2 protein-coding genes are annotated in these 1,661 nt (G+C 74.1%); one reads left to right on the forward strand and one right to left on the reverse strand.

Annotated elements, in window-relative coordinates:
• A partial coding sequence (locus ACWGDE_RS38770) for an anti-sigma factor (protein ID WP_453393789.1) occupies positions 1-527 on the forward strand: 527 nt, incomplete at its 5' end.
• 110 nt (positions 528-637) lie between these two features.
• Here ACWGDE_RS38770 and ACWGDE_RS38775 read toward each other — a convergent pair.
• Positions 638-1,612 carry an L-threonylcarbamoyladenylate synthase gene (locus ACWGDE_RS38775; protein ID WP_453393790.1) on the reverse strand — a complete coding sequence of 325 codons (975 nt, stop codon included), beginning with the start codon at positions 1,610-1,612 and terminating at the stop codon, positions 638-640.
• Positions 1,613-1,661 lie beyond the last annotated feature (49 nt).

Here is a 1,661-nt window from a genome sequence, read left to right on the forward strand (position 1 = left end):
TGCGGCAGCTGCCCCCGCACGTCTCCTCCAGCGTGTCCGCACCCGTCCTCGGCGGCATGCTGCGGCGCTGGGCCCCGCCGCTGGCGCTGGCCGCCTGCCTGGCCGCCGCCGCACTCGGCGGCGTCGCGCTGTGGCAGGCGGAGAACGGACAGGACCTCGAGCAGCAAGCCCGCCAGGCACAGCAGCGACTCGACGAGATCAGCACCGTCCTGGCGGCACCGGATGCCCGTACCGTCCACGGACGGGCCGCGAACGGAGCCCTGACCACGGTCGTGGCTTCCGACCGGCAGAACAGGGCGGTCTTCAGTGCCGCGAACCTGCCCGCACCCGGAGCGGGCAGGACCTACCAGCTGTGGCTCGCCCACGGCGGCACCATGCGTCCGGCCGGATTCATCGACCACGACGGCACCGTCGTCCTGACCGGCGACCCCTCCGACGCCGGCGCGGTCGGACTCACCCTCGAACCCGCCGGAGGGTCACCCCGGCCCACCACCGCCCCCCTCCTCCTGATGGCCCTGCCCGCTTGACCGGGCCGCCCGTCGGCACACCACCGGGCGCCCACGACCGGTACCGCCGAGCCCCGTCTGCCGGGGCCGGGCGTCCGGGAAGACCGGCGAACGTCGTCCGTGCCGGCCGCTCAGGCGGGCCGGGGTCCGGCGGCGCGGCGGAGCCGGTTGGCGATCGCCGACCCCAACCCCTCCTCCTCCGGCAGGGACGCGATGATCAGGTCGCACCCTCGCTCGTCGAGTTCGCGCAGGAACCCGTACAGCCCGCGCGCGTAGGCGGCCGTCGAACCGGGGACCTCCAGCACGGCGTGCGCCTTCACCCGGGTGCCTGCCAGGGCGGGAGGAAGCAGCACGCCCGCCCGTTGCCCCGACTCCTGTGCGAGCTCCGCTTCCGCGACGGCCATCCCGGGATCGACGAGGACGACCCGTGCACGCGGCGCGTAGTGCGACGGATGCTGGCCCGGCACCCTGACGTGGCTCGTCGAAGGAACCGCGAGCGGGAAGCCCAGGACCGCTTCGAGGTCTTCACGCGTCACCCCGCCGGGCCGCAGGATGCTCGGGGCATCACCGGTGACATCGACGATGGTCGACTCCACGCCCACCTCGCAGGCGCCGCCGTCCAGTACGAAGTCCACGTCGTCGCCCAGCTCCGCACGGACGTGGTCCGCCGTCGTGGGGCTGACCGAGCCGAAGCGGTTGGCCGACGGAGCCGTCACGCCGCCGCCGAAAGCTGACAGCAGCCCGAGCGCGACGGGGTGGTCGGGCACCCGGACGGCCACCGTCTCCAATCCGCCGGTCGCCTCCAGCGGCACCCGGCTTCCCCGCCTCAGCACCAGCGTCAGCGGACCCGGCCAGAAGTGCTCGGCCAGGAGGCGGGCGGTGGCGGGCACGTCCGCGACCCACGCGTCCAGCTGCTCCGCCCCACTGATGTGCAGGATCAGCGGATGGGAGGGCGGACGCCCCTTGACCTGGAAGATACGCGTTACCGCGGCGGCATCCTCGGCGTTGGCAGCGAGGCCGTAGACGGTCTCGGTCGGCAGGGCCACCAGGCCGCCGGCGCGCAGCACGCCGACCGCCGTTTCGATGTCAGTCGTTCTGGTCGTCACCCTCGGATTCTCCCACCGCTCCGTACCCGACATGGCCGGGGCCGGGGCC

The sequence above is a fragment of the Streptomyces sp. NPDC054956 genome (assembly GCF_053609185.1).